Annotated in this window: 20 protein-coding genes; all 20 read left to right on the forward strand. The window is 63.7% G+C overall.

The annotated features are described in order from the left end of the window. The first annotated feature begins 54 nt into the window (after positions 1-54). The 20 genes from ACSSVQ_RS01770 to ACSSVQ_RS01865 all read left to right on the forward strand — a co-directional run bounded on the left by ACSSVQ_RS01770 (position 55) and on the right by ACSSVQ_RS01865 (position 15,555). Positions 55-294: a hypothetical protein gene (locus ACSSVQ_RS01770; RefSeq protein ID WP_454180579.1), complete on the forward strand. Its 240-nt coding sequence runs from the start codon at positions 55-57 to the stop codon at positions 292-294. Then, entirely contained in the window at positions 291-935 is a 645-nt protein-coding gene (locus ACSSVQ_RS01775) for an HNH endonuclease signature motif containing protein (protein ID WP_454180580.1), read from the forward strand. The genes ACSSVQ_RS01770 and ACSSVQ_RS01775 overlap by 4 nt, the downstream gene beginning before the upstream one ends. Further along, entirely contained in the window at positions 932-1,996 is a 1,065-nt protein-coding gene (locus tag ACSSVQ_RS01780; RefSeq protein WP_454180581.1) for a DUF5131 family protein, read from the forward strand. The genes ACSSVQ_RS01775 and ACSSVQ_RS01780 overlap by 4 nt, the downstream gene beginning before the upstream one ends. Further along, a complete protein-coding gene (locus ACSSVQ_RS01785; RefSeq protein WP_454180582.1) occupies positions 1,993-2,226 on the forward strand; it encodes a hypothetical protein in 234 nt (77 codons plus the stop codon). The genes ACSSVQ_RS01780 and ACSSVQ_RS01785 overlap by 4 nt, the downstream gene beginning before the upstream one ends. After that, positions 2,211-2,591 (forward strand): hypothetical protein, encoded by a 381-nt coding sequence (locus ACSSVQ_RS01790; RefSeq protein WP_454180583.1) that lies wholly within the window; start codon positions 2,211-2,213, stop codon positions 2,589-2,591. Before ACSSVQ_RS01785 ends, ACSSVQ_RS01790 begins: the two co-directional genes overlap by 16 nt. Beyond that, positions 2,588-3,103: a hypothetical protein gene (locus ACSSVQ_RS01795; protein ID WP_454180584.1), complete on the forward strand. Its 516-nt coding sequence runs from the start codon at positions 2,588-2,590 to the stop codon at positions 3,101-3,103. Before ACSSVQ_RS01790 ends, ACSSVQ_RS01795 begins: the two co-directional genes overlap by 4 nt. After that, positions 3,100-3,348, forward strand: a complete 249-nt coding sequence (locus tag ACSSVQ_RS01800) for a hypothetical protein (RefSeq protein ID WP_454180585.1) — start codon at positions 3,100-3,102, stop codon at positions 3,346-3,348. The genes ACSSVQ_RS01795 and ACSSVQ_RS01800 overlap by 4 nt, the downstream gene beginning before the upstream one ends. Then, a complete protein-coding gene (locus ACSSVQ_RS01805; RefSeq protein WP_454180586.1) occupies positions 3,345-3,512 on the forward strand; it encodes a hypothetical protein in 168 nt (55 codons plus the stop codon). The genes ACSSVQ_RS01800 and ACSSVQ_RS01805 overlap by 4 nt, the downstream gene beginning before the upstream one ends. Then, positions 3,509-3,730, forward strand: coding sequence for a hypothetical protein (locus ACSSVQ_RS01810; RefSeq protein WP_454180587.1), 222 nt, complete (start codon positions 3,509-3,511; stop codon positions 3,728-3,730). Before ACSSVQ_RS01805 ends, ACSSVQ_RS01810 begins: the two co-directional genes overlap by 4 nt. Further along, positions 3,727-4,515, forward strand: a complete 789-nt coding sequence (locus ACSSVQ_RS01815; RefSeq protein ID WP_454180588.1) for an SAM-dependent DNA methyltransferase — start codon at positions 3,727-3,729, stop codon at positions 4,513-4,515. Before ACSSVQ_RS01810 ends, ACSSVQ_RS01815 begins: the two co-directional genes overlap by 4 nt. After that, positions 4,512-4,772 (forward strand): hypothetical protein, encoded by a 261-nt coding sequence (locus tag ACSSVQ_RS01820; protein ID WP_454180589.1) that lies wholly within the window; start codon positions 4,512-4,514, stop codon positions 4,770-4,772. Before ACSSVQ_RS01815 ends, ACSSVQ_RS01820 begins: the two co-directional genes overlap by 4 nt. Continuing rightward, on the forward strand, positions 4,769-7,627 hold the full coding sequence (locus ACSSVQ_RS01825) for a phage/plasmid primase, P4 family (protein WP_454180590.1): 2,859 nt from the start codon (positions 4,769-4,771) through the stop codon (positions 7,625-7,627). The genes ACSSVQ_RS01820 and ACSSVQ_RS01825 overlap by 4 nt, the downstream gene beginning before the upstream one ends. Before the next feature lie 501 nt (positions 7,628-8,128). Next, on the forward strand, positions 8,129-8,752 hold the full coding sequence (locus ACSSVQ_RS01830) for a hypothetical protein (RefSeq protein WP_454180591.1): 624 nt from the start codon (positions 8,129-8,131) through the stop codon (positions 8,750-8,752). An 85-nt stretch (positions 8,753-8,837) separates the two neighbouring features. Next, entirely contained in the window at positions 8,838-9,251 is a 414-nt protein-coding gene (locus ACSSVQ_RS01835) for an HNH endonuclease (RefSeq protein WP_454180592.1), read from the forward strand. Between the two features lie 197 nt (positions 9,252-9,448). Continuing rightward, positions 9,449-10,042 (forward strand): phage terminase small subunit P27 family, encoded by a 594-nt coding sequence (locus tag ACSSVQ_RS01840; RefSeq protein WP_454180593.1) that lies wholly within the window; start codon positions 9,449-9,451, stop codon positions 10,040-10,042. 7 nt (positions 10,043-10,049) lie between these two features. Beyond that, entirely contained in the window at positions 10,050-11,765 is a 1,716-nt protein-coding gene (locus ACSSVQ_RS01845; protein ID WP_454180594.1) for a terminase large subunit, read from the forward strand. Continuing rightward, positions 11,762-13,021: a phage portal protein gene (locus ACSSVQ_RS01850; protein WP_454180595.1), complete on the forward strand. Its 1,260-nt coding sequence runs from the start codon at positions 11,762-11,764 to the stop codon at positions 13,019-13,021. The genes ACSSVQ_RS01845 and ACSSVQ_RS01850 overlap by 4 nt, the downstream gene beginning before the upstream one ends. Continuing rightward, complete coding sequence (locus ACSSVQ_RS01855) at positions 13,018-13,749, forward strand: HK97 family phage prohead protease (protein ID WP_454180596.1); 732 nt, start codon at positions 13,018-13,020, stop codon at positions 13,747-13,749. Before ACSSVQ_RS01850 ends, ACSSVQ_RS01855 begins: the two co-directional genes overlap by 4 nt. Positions 13,750-13,779: 30 nt before the next feature. Beyond that, complete coding sequence (locus tag ACSSVQ_RS01860; protein ID WP_454180597.1) at positions 13,780-15,018, forward strand: phage major capsid protein; 1,239 nt, start codon at positions 13,780-13,782, stop codon at positions 15,016-15,018. Positions 15,019-15,084: 66 nt separating this feature from the next. Then, on the forward strand, positions 15,085-15,555 hold the full coding sequence (locus ACSSVQ_RS01865) for a hypothetical protein (protein ID WP_454180598.1): 471 nt from the start codon (positions 15,085-15,087) through the stop codon (positions 15,553-15,555). Positions 15,556-15,608: the final 53 nt, after the last annotated feature.

The following is a 15,608-nucleotide window of genomic DNA, read 5'->3' on the forward strand; positions in this document are numbered from 1 at the left end:
GCGGGGGCGCGCGGATTTCAACGCCCGATGCTGGGCGAGCATGGAGGAGCTGGCGTGAAAAACAAGCTGACCGACCTCAACGATCACCTTTTCGCGCAGATGGAGCGTCTTTCCGACGAAGAACTGACGCAGGAGCAGATCGAGCAGGAAGTAAAGCGGACGGAAGCCATCGTGTCGGTTTCCGACCAGATCGTCAGGAATGCCGCGCTGCATGTGAAGGTCGCAGAGCTGCAACTGGAATATGGCGCGCAAGCCGCGGTGGCGCTGCCCATGCTCAAAGGGCCGGAAAAATGAAAGGCACCTGGATCGACTACAGCGAAGATGAGCTGGCCTGGATCGAGGCCAACAAGGAACGGCTGAGGCGCGAAGCTCATGCCGAGTTCCAGAAGCTGTTCGACCGTCCGGATGTTTCCTTCACCAACTACAAGGCGCTTTGCACCCGCAAGGGCTGGAAAACCGGCCGGACCGGACGCTACGAGCCGGGGCAAGAGCCCGCGAACAAGGGCAAGAAAATGCCCTTCAATCCGAACAGCGCGCGGACGCAGTTCAAGAAAGGCCAGCTGCCCCACAACACCAAATTTCTCGGGCATGAGCGCATCTCCAAAGACGGCTATGTGGAAATCAGCGTCGCCCAGACGAACCCGCATACGGGCTTCTCCCGCCGCTACGTCCAGAAGCACCGGTATCTCTGGGAGCAAAAGAACGGACCGGTACCGGAAGGCATGGTCCTCAAATGCCTCGATGGGGACAAGTCGAATAGCGACCCCTCGAACTGGGAGCTTATCGATCGCGCGCTGCTGCCGCGCCTCAACGGACGGTTCGGGCGCGACTACGACAATGCGCCGGCGGAGCTGAAACCGCTGATCCTCGCGACGGCGAAACTCGAGCATGCCGCGCGGCAGAAGCGGAAGCGCAAGAGGGAGAAGAGCGCATGAGCGGCGGCACTAGGATCGAATGGGCCGAAGCCCGCTGGGACCCGCTGACAGGCTGCTCGCCCGTCAGCGAAGGATGCCGAAACTGCTATGCGGCGCGCGAGCCGCTGGGGCGCCTCAAGAACCATGCGACACGCAAGGGCCTTGCCCGAAAGAACGCGGCCGGCGTCGCCAAGTTTACGGGAGAAGTGCGCTTCAACGAAGCGCAGCTCACCAAGCCGCTGCACTGGCGCAAACCGCGTCGAATATTCGTCTGCCCGGCTGGGGACCCGTTTCATGAAAAAGTCACCGATGAAGAGCTGGATCGCATCTTTGCCGTCATGGCGCTTTGTCCGCAGCACATTTTCCTTGTGCTGACGAAGCGGCAGGCGCGGATGCGGGTGTATCTAAGTGAAAACGATATGCCTGCACGCGTAGCGGATCCTGGCGCGCGGTTGGTAAAGGACGGCGACGAGGCGCATGACTACTTGCGTTGGCATCAAACATGGCCGCTGCCGAATGTCTGGCTGGGCGTGTCGATCGAGGATCAGCCGACGGCGGATGAGCGCATTCCCGATCTGCTCGCCACACCCGCCGCCAAGCGCTTCGTCAGCGCGGAGCCGCTGCTGGGGCCGGTGGACCTGACGCGGCTGCAGCCTCATGACAGCGCCTATGAAATCGATGCGCTAGATCCGGAAAACAACGAGGGGTCGTTTTACGAGACGGTTTTTCTCGACTGGGTGATCGTCGGCGGGGAGAGTGCGGGAAAAGATAAACTGACCCGCAAAACACTTGCGCGGCCCATGCATCCGGATTGGGCGCGCACCTTGCGCGATCAATGCCATGCGTTCGGCGTGTCCTTCTTCTTCAAGCAATGGGGCGAGTGGGCGCCCGGCGAGGTCGTCGGCCCTCAGCATCGGCCGACCGACGCCGCTACCTATTTCGCTGGCAAATGGATGATCGAAAAGGGCGTTATTGCCGATCCGGACGATCATATCGATGACGGACCTACCGTGCTTCGCGTCGGCAAGAAAGCCGCCGGGGCGATGCTGGACGGGCGCGAGTGGCGCGAGGTGCCGTCATGAGCAAGCTGGAGGTTCACGCAAGGTCTGACCGCCAGGCACGGCTCTATGAGCGCGTTCTGCCCGGCGCGCAAATCTTCGTCTCCTTCTCGTCCGCGTTCGAGGACCGGTTGCGCGCGCGCTATGCGCAGCTGGTGATCGATCGCGAGGACGCGGCCTGGCGGCGCGGTTTCACGCTCGGCTGGATCGGCGCGATGGCCGGAACGGCGATCTTTCAATGGTTTTTTCAATGAGCGGCGGCGGCGATTTGGAGAGCTGCGAGGGCGGCACGATGAAGATGGTGCGCGCGCTGCCGGATGGCGGCGCCACCGTGATCGTGCATCACGCGGCGGTGCGGCGCTATGTCGAGCGGATGATCCGCGACGTCAAGGGGGGCACCGTCGGCCGCCGGGAGCGGTTCCGGGTGGTGCCGATCGAAAGCCCGCTGGGGGCGGAACATGCCTTGCGCGGCATCGGCGGCGCGGTGCGCTTCGATCCTGCTTTCTGGAACCGGGCGACACCCGAAACGCAGGCGGCCGTTCTCTCGTTTCTACCGGAGAGCCCGTCCATTCATCTCGGCGAACAGGCCGACTTCATCAGGACAAGGAGAGTGTTATGACAGCACGGAAAGGGCGGAAGAGCGCCGCGCTCATCCGGCGGGAAAAGCGGATCGAGGATCTGGAGAAGACCCTTAGCGCACTGGATTCGCAATATAGAGCCGTAAGTCAGAAAGCCGAGCATGCGGAGGCGCGTCATCGCGCGCTTGGCTTGGCCCAAGAACAGCTGCACGCCGATTTTCGTGTGTCTGTGGAGCGTGTGAGCAAACTCCAAAAGGACTGGGCCGTTGCCGTGCAGCAACTGCTGGCGTTCAAAGAGGATGTGGACCATGACGCCAGAGACGGGCACTGCAGCCAGTTCCTTGCCAGGCAGCTTGAAAACATTCTAGCCGGTATCGACAAGCGATCATCCGACACGGCTGCATGGAAACGCCATGAAGTCGCCCGCTGCTCCGATGATGCCGTGCAGAATTTCAAACGAACCGGCGAGCCGCCCGCGGCGGAATCCTGGGAAGCGGCCGGCAATCCTTACGCCCATGGCTGCGATCCTGACATCTCGTGGGGCGACGAATGACCCGGGCGGCGCGCGACTGGCTGTTCTGCCTGGGGCTCTTCGCGATCTTCGCGCTGGCGATCTACTACGTCCATGCCTTCATCCTCTGGGACGGGGCCTGGTGGCGGTGGATCCCGTTCTGGGCGCCCTGGGTGCGGGCTGTGTGGCTGCTCGGCATGGCGGTGCTGAGCGCCGCCGGCGCCACGGCCGCCGGCTACGCCACGGCCGCGCTGCTGCCCGGCCGCAAGCGGGGAGGGCTGTCGTGAAGGCGATCGAGACCGCATGGAAACCATCTGAGGAAGAGCTTCGGCTGCTGAAAAATGGCGGCGTGGTGACAGTGACTGTCCTCGGCGGATGGCTGCCCGTGAAGCTGGCCGTCCAGCCCGTGACGGAGCTGGCCGATATGCGGCCGGAGGGCGAGCGGCAATGAGCGATCACCGGCGTATCGGCTCGCAGCTTGCCCCCCATGTCGGGCCCATGCCGGACGGGCCGGGCGACGTGGCGCGCCTGGCGCGGCGGCTCTGGCATGAAGGGCGCGGGGCCTACATCACGGCCTATGATCTGGACGGCCTGAGCGACCGCACGCGGCGCGAGCTGATCGATCTCTGCACGGGCAAATACGGCGCGCGGAGGGAGGCCAGGCAATGACCAGGCGCGGGGGGCAGAACCGTTCATCGGCCGTCATGGCGCAGCGTGTGGAAGCGCCGGACAGCCTCGACTATTTCCCGACGCCGCCCTGGGCGGTGCGGGCCTTCTGCGTTCATGCGCTTGGCAATGAGGACCGGGTGCTCAACCCGGATGAGCGGGCGCTGAACGGCAGCGCCTGGGATCCCGGCTGCGGCGAAGGGCACATGGTCCACGGGCTGGAGGATTTCTTCTATCCGGTCTTCGGCAGCGACGTTTTCGACTATGGCAAGGGCTTTCCCGTCGGCGACTTCCTCGACGAAACGCTCGGCACGTTCTGGCTGCCGCCCGAACCGGTGGACTGGATCTTCTTCAACCCGCCATTCGTGAGGGCAAAGGAATTTCTCCTCAAGGCTTTAGCCCTCCGACCTCGATGCGGCGTCGCCATGCTGGTTCGTATGGGCTGGCTGGAAACGGAAGAACGATATCTCGAGATCTTCAACGGGCCTTTGCGCCCGGACGAAATCTGGATCAGCGCGGATCGTATACCGATGGTCAAGGCGCGCTATGACCCGGACGCCAGGTCCGCCACCGGCTATGCGTGGCTCGTCTGGCGCTGGCCCGCCGCGACCGCCGCGGAGCTTTCCGGCACGTTCCGGAATGACCGCCATTCGACCCTGACCGACTGGATCCCCTACGGCTGCAAGCCGCGCTTCTTCCATCCGAGCGATCTGCTCGTTGCGCCGCTCGAGCGCGAGGATCCGGCGGCCGCCGATCAATCCGACATGTTCCGGGAGGCGTCGCGATGACATGGCCGACTCCCGCCGCGCCCGGGTTCTATTGGGCGAAATGGGAACGCGCCGACAAGGGAACGCCGGAAGGCGACGAACAGACGCCCAGCGATCGTTGGGAGGTCGTGGAGGTGTTCGTCAACGGCCTGCGCCCGGAAGACGAGGATTATTTCCGCGTGTTCGTCGGCGGACAGGAAGCCTGTCAAAGGCTGCGCAATTTCAAATGGGGACCGGGGCCGCTGCCGGCGCCGGATGAGGAGAAAGCGGCTGTATGAGTGATGCCCCCGACATGCTGAAAGCGGCGCTGGCCTATGCGAATGCCGGATGGCCGGTGTTTCCGTGCAATCCGGACGATACGCAGCAAGGGGCGAAGCGGCCGCTTGTGACCTCGGAGACGAAGGGCGAAGGCGGCGTCAAGCTCGCGACCACCGATGAAGCGCAGATCCGCGACTGGTGGACGCGCTGGCCGGACGCGCTGATCGGCGTGCCGACGGGATCCGCGACGGGCGGCTTCGCGGTCGATCTCGATCCGCGCGATTTTCCGGCTGAGCAGATGCAGGACGCCCTTGCGCGCTGGCTGGGCGGGAGCGGCGGCATATGGACCGGCGCCGGGATCGTCCGCACACAGAGCGGCGGGCTTCATATCTGGTTCGCCATGCCGGATCTCGGTGAAGGCGAAACGCTCGGCAATCGGGCAAATCTGTTTGCCCGGGTCGAGGATGCGCCGCCGCCGATCGGGGCCCATGTCGATATCCGTGGCGAGGGCGGCTATGTGATCGTGCCGCCCAGCCGGATGCGCAGCGGCCGCGACTATAGCTGGGAGCGGCGGCTGGACCGCCTGAGATTGTCGCCGGCGCCGCGCAAGCTCATCGATGTGGTGATGCGGCGCGGGGCCTTTGCCCGCGATGCGGGAAGAGCGGCGCGGCCCGACGAAGACGCGCCCGGGGAGGGCGCGCGCCGATCCTCCGACAAGCCCGCGGGCGAGCGCTCCATCGAGGAGGCAGTAGAGGAATCCGTCCGGCGCTATTGCATGGCCGCGCTGGACAATCACACCCGCGCGGTGGCGGAGGCCGGCAGCGGCAGCCGGAACCAGACCCTCAACAATTCGACGCTCTCGCTCGCAACCCTTGTGGCGGCCGGCGGGCTCAACGAAAGCGTGGTGCGGGCGGCGATGGAGGATGCCGCGTCGCGCTGCGGCCTGACGAAGGATGACGGGCTCCATAGCGTCCGGGCGACCATCGACAGCGCGTTCCGGGCCGGGCTCGCCCAGCCCCACGATCTGAGCGAGGTGCGCGAGAATGCGCGGCAGCGGGAAGAGCGCTGGCAGAGCCGTCGTGGCCGGATGGGCGCAGCGACCTCCCCGCACCCCTCCCAGCGGAAGCAAGGGGCACCAGAAGGCGAGGAATCGGATGAAGAGGATGGCGGCGATACCGACTATGGCGGCCTCGATCTCGAAACGCTGAAAAAGTGTCGCGCGGAGCCGCAAAACGACACCGGCAACGGCAAGCGACTGCTCTTCTGGTTCGGATCGGACCTGGTGCATGTTCGCGAGGTCGGGTGGCACTTCTGGGCCGACACGCATTGGGAGATGGAAGGCGGACGGGAAGCCGCTATGCGGGCGGCCCAAATGACAGCGGCGCGCATCGAGCTGGAAGTGCTGCTGATCGAGGGCACGCCGTCGGAACTGGACGCGATCGAGGCCGCCGAAGAGGTCAAACGCGACAAAAGGAAAAAGTCGGACCGGACGGAAGAAGAGCAGGAAATCATCGACGCCGGCAGCGAAGCGCGCAAGGCGATTGCGGGGCGGAAGAACAGCCGCCGCAAATATTCCGTCGGCTCGGGCAATTCCGGCAAGATCAAAGGCATGATCGATCAGGCCGAGCCGCACCGGACATTCGCGCCGACGGCGATGGACACCGATCCGATGCTTTTCAACGTCAAGAACGGAACGCTGCATTTCCGGCGCGTGCCGACCGGCAAGAAGGATGCGAGCGATCGCGAGATCCATCGGGCCGAAATCGAGATGAAGCCCCATAACCGGAAAGACCTCATCACCAAAAAGGCGGGATGCGCCTATGACCCGGACGGCGTGGCGCATCGATGGGAAGAGTTCCTGGAGATCTTCCAGCCGGATGAAACGGTGCGGCGCTTCCTGCAGGTCTATTGCGGCTATGCGCTGACCGGCGCGGCCGACGAACAGATGCTGGTGTTCAATTACGGCCATGGCGCCAACGGCAAATCGACCTTCATGGAGGCCGTCTCCCGCGCGCTCGGCCAGTATGCGCGCACGCTGAACGCGGAGGCCGTTTCCGGCGACGGTCAGCGGCGCGGCGACCAGGCGACGCCCGAAATCGCCCAGCTGCCGGGCGCGCGCCTGGTGAACATCGCGGAGCTGCCCAAGGGCACCTACATCAAGGAAAACCTCATCAAGGCGCTGACCGGCGGCGAGCGCATGCAGGCGCGCCACCTCAACAAGGGGTTCTTCGACTTCTATCCCAGCTTCAAGGCGATGATGAGCGGCAACGACAAGCCGCAAATTCAGGGCACGGATCACGGCATTTGGCGGCGCATCAAGCTGGTGCACTGGCCGGTCTCGATCGACAGCTTGGAGAATTTTCCCCGGCGAAAGATGAGCGAGGTGCTGGCCGAGTTCGAAGCCGAAAGCGCCGGCATCCTCAACTGGATGCTGAACGGGCTCGAGATCTACCTGACCGAAGGCATGAAGGTGCCGGCGGCCGTCGAAGAGTTCACCCAGGAATATCGGGACGAGGTGGACGTGCTCGGCAATTTCATCGCGAGCTGCATCGACCGGACGGGAGATCCGGAGGATCGCGTCCAGGCGCGGCCCATGTTCGAGGTCTATCAGCGATGGGCGCATGAGAACTCGATCACGCCCTGCAAGGAAACGCGCTTCGGGCGCGACCTGCCCGAGAAGGGCTTGCGGCGCGAGTCCGACCGCGGCCGCAATTTCTACATCGGCGTAAAGCTCAAGCCCGACTGGCAGCCCCGCGACACGGACGCCGCCGGCGACGGTCGCGAGGGTCCGCCGGTGGACGCCTATGCGGCGGAGGCGGACTCCCGGCCGGATCCGACTTCGTCTTCGCCGCCCCGCACCCCCGACAGGGAGTAAGGGCGGCCAAACCCTCGCGGAGAGGGCGCGGTTGTCGAGGGTTTGAGACGGTTGCAGAGGGTTCGCTGGAAACCCTCGCAAGGGTGAAAGGGAAGACGGCGCAAGCACTTAGCGCCGGGTGTCGAAGGTTGCGAGGGTTTCGCTACGCACGTGTGCGCGTTTCGCGTGGGGTCCAAGGGGACAGGTCCGGGGCAAATCGAAAGGCCTCATACATCTAGGACAAACCCTCTAAACCTTCTCAACCCTCTAAGAGAAGAGGTTAAGTAGATGAAAGATAAGGCAAAAGGCGGCCATAGAGGGTTGAGCGGCCCGGCGAAAAACCCTCGAAACCCTCGCGGGCGGGCGCGATGCAGCGGTCCGGCGGCTGATCTCACTCGTGGTCAAGCGCGGGCGGCGTTCAATCCGGGGCACCCTCTGGAGGAATTGACTTACGAGGCTTTCCTCCTACCCGGAGAGCAGGCAAGGCAAGGCGAGCTGCGGACCGATCAGACGGGTCGAGTAGTGCCGAAGCGTGCAGCAGTGCAGGCTCAGGGAGACCCTCTTGCGATCAACACTGCCGGGCGCGAAGGCCGGAAGGCGCGAAAGGCCGTCGACAAGCGGCGGGCCGACTATCTGCGGGGCAGCGTGCTGGCCAACCTCTTCATGCGCGGCACGCTCAACAATGCGCAGTTCAAGGCCGGTGGCGAGGTGAGGCGGATCGTTCAGGAAAGCGGCGGCGGGATGAAGGCGATCGATTTCACGCGGGAGCGGGTGGACGGCTCCGGGCCCCAGGCCTTCGGATGGACGCCCATGAACGGATACAGCGAGGGGCTGGACTATGTGCGCGCGGCCATCGTGGCGAGCGGGATGGGCGTGGAGGCCGGGATCGTCGTCATCCGGATCGCCGGGCTGGATGAAACCGTATCGGCCGTGGCACAAGATTTCGAAGACAATGAGGCGTATCGCCGGCAGGGCGCGCATTCGCGGGTGACGCGCAACAAGGTGGGCCATCTGCTACAATCCGGGCTCGATGCGCTGGCCGGGCACTGGTACGGCAAGGCGAAGCGCTATCAGGGGATCAACGGCGCGCTGCAGCTCTGGCTCGACAAGGCGGCGGCGGACGCGGCCTCGAGGAAGGACGGTTGACGCGAGTGAACAATCGGACTAGCGTTTTTCCCCATAGCACGAATCACGCCCGGACGGCCCTGCGCCGCGCCGGGCGTTTCCTTTCATGGCAGTCAATCCACCATTCTATATCCCCAGGGCCAAGCGGGCGGCGGGGAAACCGACGGCGAAGCGGGAGCGGGACCGTCGGCACGATGCGCGGCGACGCGAGGCCAACCCTTGGCGCAACTTCTACAAGCGCAAGGCGTGGCAACAGGCGCGCGAAGCGCAGCTCGCCAAGCAACCGCTTTGCGAGCGGCACCTTGCCAGGGGCGAGACGGTCGCGGCAACGGTGGTAAACCACCGCATTCCCCATCGCGGGGACTGGCAGCTCTTCATCGACCCGGCGAACCATGAAAGCGCCTGCAAGCACTGCCATGACAGCATCATCCAGCAGATCGAGCGGCTGGGCTATTCGACAGAGGTGAATGAGCGAGGCGAGTACATCGACCCGATGCACCCCTCCAACCGTGGCCGGTAGGCCACCTACCCCTAGCGGCAGGCCGGGCCGGACCCCCAAGGGGTGGGGGTGGGTCAAAAGGTCAGGCCCCCAGCCCAGGGACCGGCGTGGGGAGGCTTCTGTGTAGGGCCGCGAAATCCTGAAACTTTTTTTGTTCGTCGCAAAACGGCAGTCGCGGGAAAGCGCTCCGGATGCGGAATATTTTTTTGGAGAGGCCCATGGGCCGACCGCCGAAACCAGATGCCGTGAAGAAGGCGCAGGGCAATCCCGGCAAGCGGAAAATCGCTTCGGATGCAAAGTCCGAGGCCGTGCAGGACGAATACCAGCCCGTCATCGAGCGCGTATCCGATGTGATCGAGCCGCCCGAGTGGCTCAAGCAGGAAGATGCGCGCAAGGTCTGGTATTCGATCGCGCCGGAGCTGCAGGCGCTCCGCTTTCTCACGACGGTGGACGGGAACGCCCTGGGGCGCTACTGCGCCACCTTCTCCCGCTGGCTCAAGGCGTGGCGCGTCCTGGAAACGCTGGATGAGGAATATTACGAGACCGAGTCGAAGCACGGCACCATGAAGCGACTGCACCCGGCCTTCGCGGCCGAGGCGCGTCTGTCGAAACAGCTGATCGACCTGGAAACGCAGTTCGGTCTGACGCCCGCCAGCCGGCAACAGCTGAAACAGCGTATGGCGAGCCAGCTTCCGCTTCCTCTCAAGCCGACCAGACGGGACGAGGAAAAGGGAGGCGCTGCAGGCGAGGGCACCGAACAACCGGCATCCACCGCGGGCGGCAAGCGGAGTCCGGTCGATTATTTTCACTAGGCCGTGAATGGCTGCCCAGGCAGCGAAGGTCCGGAAGGTGCGAAAAAGCCGCGCCCGGCCAGACTGGGTCAAGGAGGCCCGCAAGGACAAGACGCTTTTCTGGGTCGAAAAGGAATGGAAGCGCGCCGCCGCCCATCCGGGGACCTGGTACGACGAGAAGGCGGCGGAGCAGGCGGTAGAATTTTTTCCGCTCTACATCGTCCATACCGAAGCGGAATGGGCGGGGCGGCCGTTCCGGCTTTCGAAATGGCAGGCCGCCATCGTTCGAATGCTCTTCGGGTGGAAGAGGGAGGACGGGACCCGGCTCTTCCGGCGTCTTCTGCTCTGGATCCCCCGCAAGAACGGCAAGACGGAATTTTGCGCCGGGCTGGCACTGCTGATCCTGCTGGTCGACGGGGAGTATGGCGGGCAGGTCTATTCGATCGCGACGGACAAGGAGCAGGCCAAGATCGTCTTCAACAAGGCGATCACGATGATCGAATTGTCGGACGAACTATCCGGCGACTTCGACCCCTTCAAGACCTCGATATGGTGCCAGAAGCTCAAGGCGACGTTCAGGCCGCTTTCGAGCAAGCCGCAAGGCAAACACGGGTTTTCCGCCAGCGGCCTGATCGGCGACGAGGCGCATGAATGGAAGGACGACGAACTTTACACCTTCGTCCACCAATCCATGGGCGCGCGGGCGCAGCCGATAGAGGTCATCATCAGCACGGCCGGGAAGAAGGGCTTCGGCTATGGCTGGGAGCTGTTCCAGGAGAGCGAAAAGATCCGGGACGGCATCATCCAGGCGCCGCAGACGCTGGCAATCATCTACGCCGCCGCGCCGGAAGACGACTGGACGGATGAAGAACTCTGGAAGCGGGTCAATCCGAATATCGGCATCAGCCCCAAATGGGATTATCTGAGAGAGGAATTTCAGAGCGCGAAGGAAAACCCGCGCAAGGAAAACCACTTTCGCCGCTATCACCTCAATCAGTGGACGGAACAAGAAACCCGCTGGTTCCCGATGCACAAATGGGACAAGTGCACGGAACGGCCGAAGGATCCGGACTACTGGAAAGAGCTGCCGGCGCTTATGAGCGGCCGGCGGTGTTATGCCGGCTTCGATCTTTCCGCGATCAGCGACCTGACCGCGCTGGTGCTGCTCTTCCCGCCCGACGACACATGGAAAAGATGGGTGGTTCTTCCCTGGTTCTGGGTGCCGGAAGAAGCCGTCGAGCGGCGGGTGCACAATGACCGCGTTCCCTACGACCTCTGGGTGAAAAGCGGCGCGTTGCAGACCACGCCGGGCGGGGTGATCGATTACGAGTATGTGAAGGCGCTCGCCTATGCGCAGTTCGATCTCTTCCAGGTCCCGTTCATCGGGTTCGACCGCTGGGGCGCTTGGCAGATCATGAACCAGATGACGCAGGACGGCCTGAATATCGTGAAGGTCGGCCAGGGTTTCGCGTCCATGAATGCGCCGGCGAAAATGCTCGAAAGCCTCGTTCAGCAGACCGACGAGCTGGAGCACGGCAATCATCCCGTCCTTCGCTGGAACGCAGCCAATGCCGCCTATCAGGACGATCCCGCCGGCAACATCAAGCCGGACAAGGAAAAATCCGGCGACAAGATCGACGGCATTTATGCGCTTTGCACGGCGCTTCATATCGCTATCGGAGAGCAACCCGATGAAGAGCCGCCCCTTGACGACTTCCTCAGCGACCCGGTGATGATCGGATGAGCTTTTTCGACGGCATTCGGCGCAGGTTGTCGCTGAAGGATCCAACCGGCTGGCCGCTGATCGGCGCCAGCTATTCCGGCAAGGCGGTGACGGCGCAATCGGCGCTGACCGTGGCGGCCGCCTGGGCATGCATTCGGCTGATCGCGGAGACCGTCGCGACGCTGCCGATCGGCCTCTACCGCAAGGAAGCGGATGGCGGGCGGACCGCGCTGGTGGACGAACCGCTCTACGAGCTGCTGAGCGAGAGCCCGAACGCCGATCAGACCGCGGTCGAATATTGGGAAGCGATGACGGCAGGGCTTTGCCTCTGGGGCAATGCCTACAGCATGAAGGAGGGGAGCGGACGTCGGATCGTATCACTCGAATACATGCGGCCCGACCTGACAAGCCAGCGCCGCAACAGCGACGGCAATCTTGAGTTCACCTTCAACGACCGGGGCAAGGTGGAAATCCTGCCGGAAGAGAAGGTCTTCCATATCAAGGGATTCGGGATCGATCGGGATTTCGGCCTGTCGCCGATTTCCTATGCGCGGCACACCATCGGCGCGGCCATGGGCGCGGACGAAGCGACGAGCACGATCTTCAAGAACGGCATGTGGCAATCGGGCTTCCTGACCACTGAGCGCGTGCTGACGGCGGAACAGCGCGAGCAGGTTCGCACGATGCTCGGCCGGTTCCAGGGAACCCGCGAGAGCGGCGCCCTGTTGCTGCTGGAAGCCGGGCTCGACTTCAAACCGATCAGCATGCCCCCGGACGATGCGCAAATGCTGGAGACGCGGGGCTTCTCCGTCGAGGAAGTGTGCAGGTGGTTCCGGGTGCCGCCGATCCTGGTGGGACATTCTCCCGACGGTCAAACCATGTGGGGCAGCGGCATCGAGCAGATCATGATCGCGTTCCTGACGCTGTCGCTGCGGCCCTATCTGCGGCGGACCAAGGGCGCCATCCAGAAGCGGCTTCTCTATCCGGAGCAGCGCCGGAAGATGTATGCGGATTTCAACGTCGACGGGCTTCTGCAGGCGGACAGCGCCGGGCGCGCGGCGCTCTACAGCTCCTTCGCGCAGAACGGCATCTATACGCGGAACGAGCTTCGCGAAAAGGAAAATCAGCCGAAGAAGCCGGGCGGAGATCTCCTCACGGTCCAGAGCAACATGGTGCCGCTCGATGGGCTGGGCGGAAACCAGACGGATGCGCAAAAGGCGCTCAATCTTGTGCGCGACTGGCTGCGCAGCGGCGAAGTGGAAGGAAGCGGAACATGAAGACGATTGCGGAACGCGGCCGGAAGCACGGCCATCGCGACCTCAAGGTGCGTGAGGTCGATTTCGAGGTTAAGAGCCTGAAAGAAGACGGCACTTTCGAGGGTTACGGAAGCGTTTTCGACGTGTTGGACAGCTACCAAGAGATCGTCGCCAAGGGGGCCTTCACGGAAAGCCTCAAAGAACGCGCAGCGAAGAAGCGCCCCCTGCCGATGCTCTGGCAGCACAATTCGCGCGAGCCCATCGGCTTCTACACCGAGGTAAAGGAAGACGATTACGGCCTGCTGGTGAAGGGGCAATTGCTCGTCGACAAGGTGGCGCGAGCAACGGAAGCCTATCACCTGATGCAGGCCGGTGTCGTGACCGGGCTGTCCATCGGCTACTGGGTGCGCGAGTCAAGCCGCGACGAGAAGACAGGCATCCGCACGCTGATGCAGCTCGATCTCGAGGAAATCAGCCCTGTCACCTTCCCGGCCAATGACGAGGCGCGCATCGAGGCGGTGAAATTCAAACTCGCCCATGGCGCGCTGCCGACCAAAAGAGAATTTGAGAAGATCCTGCGGGAGGCAGGCTTCTCAAAATCGCAGACCGTGACGATTGCCAACCACGGTTTCAGCGAGTTCCTGCGGCGGGAGGCCGCTGGCGAACCTTCCGGCAACAGCGCGATGGAAACCCTCCTCAAGGAGATGGAAGCCGAAGCGCGGAAGTTCGAGCTGCCCAAGCTCGACTGAAACCCGATCAACATTTGGAAAGGCAAGATCATGAATGCGTTCGTGAGCAAGCCCGCCGTGGCCCGTCAGTGGGGCCAGAAGGACGGCGGCGAAGGCGGCAAGGGCGGCGATGAGACCGCTAAGCTCCTCGAGACCCTGCAGAAGACCCTCAAGGAAAACAACGAGAAGCTGCAGGACTTCCACGGCCAGGTGAAGAAGACCCTGGACGCCCATGGCGACTTCCAGACCGAGCTGAAGGAAAAAATCGACGAATCGCTGACGAAGTCGGCGGATCTCGAGGCTCGCATTGCCGAGGCCGAACAGAAGCTCGCGCGGCGCGGCGGCCAGGGCGAAGGCGAGAAGGCGGAGAGCTGGGGCCGCTCGGTCACCAAGTCCGAGCAGTTCGAAGCCTTCCAGAAGGCGAAGGGCGGCAAGATGCGGATGGAGGTGAAGGCGATCACCACCGCTGACGGATCCGCCGGCGATTTGATCGTGCCCGAACGCCGGCCCGGCATCATCACGCCGCCCGAACGGCAGATGACTGTGCGCGACCTCCTGATGCCCGGCACCACCGCAACCGGTGTGGTCGAGTATGTGAAGGAGAGCGGCTTCACCAACAATGCCGCGCCGACCTCGGAAGGCGCTCAGAAGCCGGAATCGACGATCACCTTCGACGCGGCAACCTCCAACGCGAAGACTATCGCCCACTGGATCCAGACCTCCAAGCAGGTGATGCACGATGCGCCTCAGCTGCGCAGCCATATCGACGGCCGCATGCTTTACGGCCTTCGCTACAAGGAAGAGCTGCAGCTGCTTCTGGGCGACGGGTCGAGCGAAAACATTCTCGGCATCATTCCGCAGGCCACTGCCTATAACGACCTGGTCGGGATCTCCGGACCGACCAAGATCGATACGTTGCGCCTGGCCATGCTGCAGGTGCGCGTCGCCGAGTATCCGGCGGACGGGATCCTGCTCAATCCGATCGATTGGGCGGAAATCGAGCTGACGAAGGACTCGACCGGCGGCTACATCTTCGCCAACCCGCAGGGCATGGCGACGCCGAATATGTGGGGCAAGCCCGTCGTGGAGACCAACGCCATGACGTCCGGCGATTTCCTCACGGGCGCCTTCGGCATGGCCGCGCAGATCTTCGACTGCGAGGAAGCGTCGGTGGAGCTGTCCACCGAGGATCGCGACAACTTCATCAAGAACATGCTGACCATCCGCGCGGAAGAGCGGCTGGCTCTCGCGGTCTACCGCGAGGAAGCCTTCGTCGAAGGCAGTTTCTAAAGCCTTCGGGTTCAATGAGACGGCGGCGGGTCGCCTGAGCGGCCCGCCTCCCTTTGGGAGATCATCATGATCCGCATGAAAGCTATCAAGGGTTTCGTCGGCAAATCCGGCGAGGGCCGGAGTCCAGATAACCTGGTGCGTCGACATGACGTGCTGCTCGTGGACAAGAGCCGCGCGGCCCATCTGCGCCGTACCGGACTTGCCATCGTTCTCGCGCGCGAAGGTGAGGACCGGAAGGAAGGGCCGACGCCCTCCAACAAGAACAAGCAGGCACCGGGCAACAAGTCCGGAGGTCTGAAATGCGCGAAATGCGGCAAGGTGCTGAAAACCCAAAAGGGTCTCGAAAACCACAAATGCGCGGGGAAGAAGGAGGCGGGGGCAACCGCAAACCCTTCCGAGGCGGGCCCGACTGGTGGCCCCGATGGGGACGGCCAATCGTCGTCTGCATCGCAGCCGGGCCTGGCGCCGCAAGAACCGCCGGCCTCCGCGAGCTCGGAGAGCGGTGCGAGCGAGGGCGCCCCCGGATCATTGCTATAAACGAAAGCTGGCGGCTCTGTCCGGGCGCGGACGTTCTGTATGCCTGCGACGCG

The sequence above is a fragment of the Parvibaculum sp. MBR-TMA-1.3b-4.2 genome (assembly GCF_053628815.1).

Bases quoted from the DNA above. Each gene is read 5' to 3' on its own strand.
- ACSSVQ_RS01855 (WP_454180596.1), top strand. From the start codon at position 13,018: ATGAAGACGATTGCGGAACGCGGCCGGAAGCACGGCCATCGCGACCTC.
- ACSSVQ_RS01840 (WP_454180593.1), top strand. From the start codon at position 9,449: ATGGGCCGACCGCCGAAACCAGATGCCGTGAAGAAGGCGCAGGGCAAT.
- ACSSVQ_RS01845 (WP_454180594.1), top strand. From the start codon at position 10,050: ATGGCTGCCCAGGCAGCGAAGGTCCGGAAGGTGCGAAAAAGCCGCGCC.
- ACSSVQ_RS01800 (WP_454180585.1), top strand. From the start codon at position 3,100: ATGACCCGGGCGGCGCGCGACTGGCTGTTCTGCCTGGGGCTCTTCGCG.
- ACSSVQ_RS01820 (WP_454180589.1), top strand. From the start codon at position 4,512: ATGACATGGCCGACTCCCGCCGCGCCCGGGTTCTATTGGGCGAAATGG.
- ACSSVQ_RS01815 (WP_454180588.1), top strand. From the start codon at position 3,727: ATGACCAGGCGCGGGGGGCAGAACCGTTCATCGGCCGTCATGGCGCAG.
- ACSSVQ_RS01775 (WP_454180580.1), top strand. From the start codon at position 291: ATGAAAGGCACCTGGATCGACTACAGCGAAGATGAGCTGGCCTGGATC.
- ACSSVQ_RS01785 (WP_454180582.1), top strand. From the start codon at position 1,993: ATGAGCAAGCTGGAGGTTCACGCAAGGTCTGACCGCCAGGCACGGCTC.
- ACSSVQ_RS01850 (WP_454180595.1), top strand. From the start codon at position 11,762: ATGAGCTTTTTCGACGGCATTCGGCGCAGGTTGTCGCTGAAGGATCCA.
- ACSSVQ_RS01780 (WP_454180581.1), top strand. From the start codon at position 932: ATGAGCGGCGGCACTAGGATCGAATGGGCCGAAGCCCGCTGGGACCCG.
- ACSSVQ_RS01865 (WP_454180598.1), top strand. From the start codon at position 15,085: ATGATCCGCATGAAAGCTATCAAGGGTTTCGTCGGCAAATCCGGCGAG.
- ACSSVQ_RS01790 (WP_454180583.1), top strand. From the start codon at position 2,211: ATGGTTTTTTCAATGAGCGGCGGCGGCGATTTGGAGAGCTGCGAGGGC.
- ACSSVQ_RS01835 (WP_454180592.1), top strand. From the start codon at position 8,838: ATGGCAGTCAATCCACCATTCTATATCCCCAGGGCCAAGCGGGCGGCG.
- ACSSVQ_RS01810 (WP_454180587.1), top strand. From the start codon at position 3,509: ATGAGCGATCACCGGCGTATCGGCTCGCAGCTTGCCCCCCATGTCGGG.
- ACSSVQ_RS01795 (WP_454180584.1), top strand. From the start codon at position 2,588: ATGACAGCACGGAAAGGGCGGAAGAGCGCCGCGCTCATCCGGCGGGAA.
- ACSSVQ_RS01825 (WP_454180590.1), top strand. From the start codon at position 4,769: ATGAGTGATGCCCCCGACATGCTGAAAGCGGCGCTGGCCTATGCGAAT.
- ACSSVQ_RS01860 (WP_454180597.1), top strand. From the start codon at position 13,780: ATGAATGCGTTCGTGAGCAAGCCCGCCGTGGCCCGTCAGTGGGGCCAG.